The organism is Dietzia sp. KRD202 (genome assembly GCF_017168155.1).
GTDB classification, from domain to species: domain Bacteria; phylum Actinomycetota; class Actinomycetes; order Mycobacteriales; family Mycobacteriaceae; genus Dietzia; species Dietzia kunjamensis.
This window is the reverse complement of record NZ_JABFAN010000048.1, coordinates 1-573: the sequence shown is the minus strand read 5'-3', so window position 1 is coordinate 573 and position 573 is coordinate 1. Positions and strand designations below refer to the sequence as shown.

Sequence of the window (573 nt, the reverse complement as noted above, 5' to 3'; positions counted from 1 at the left end):
GAGGGCCCTCCGACAACGACGAGCTGTTCAAGGGCATGGTCGACATGGCGCGTGGACTCAGCGCACTGTGGCATGACAAGGCCGCCCGCCTGGCGGAGGGAGAAGAGCCGGGTTTCGACCTGATCACGATGCTGCAGAGCGACGAGGCCACCAAGGACCTGATCAAGCGACCAATGGAGTTCGCCGGCAACCTGATCCTGCTCATCGTCGGGGGCAACGACACCACCCGCAACTCGATGAGTGGGGGGGTTCTCGCGCTCAACCAGTTCCCCGACCAGTTCGAGAAGCTGAAGGCCAATCCGGATCTGATCCCCAACATGGTCTCGGAGATCATCCGCTGGCAGACCCCTCTTGCCTACATGCGGCGGATCGCCAAGACCGACACCGTGGTGAACGGCCAGTTCATCCGCAAGGGTGACAAGGTGGTCATGTGGTACGCGTCAGGTAACCGGGACGAGTCCGTGTTCGAGCGGCCGGACGAGTTGATCATCGACCGGCCCAACGCCCGCAACCACATCGCTTTCGGGTTCGGCGTCCATCGGTGCATGGGCAACCGATTGGCCGAGCTGCAGT

1 protein-coding gene is annotated in these 573 nt (G+C 62.7%); it reads left to right on the top strand.

Annotated features, from left to right (window positions below):
* Positions 1-573: cytochrome P450 (locus tag J1M64_RS18495; protein WP_206475149.1), on the top strand; the 573-nt coding region annotated here is incomplete at both ends.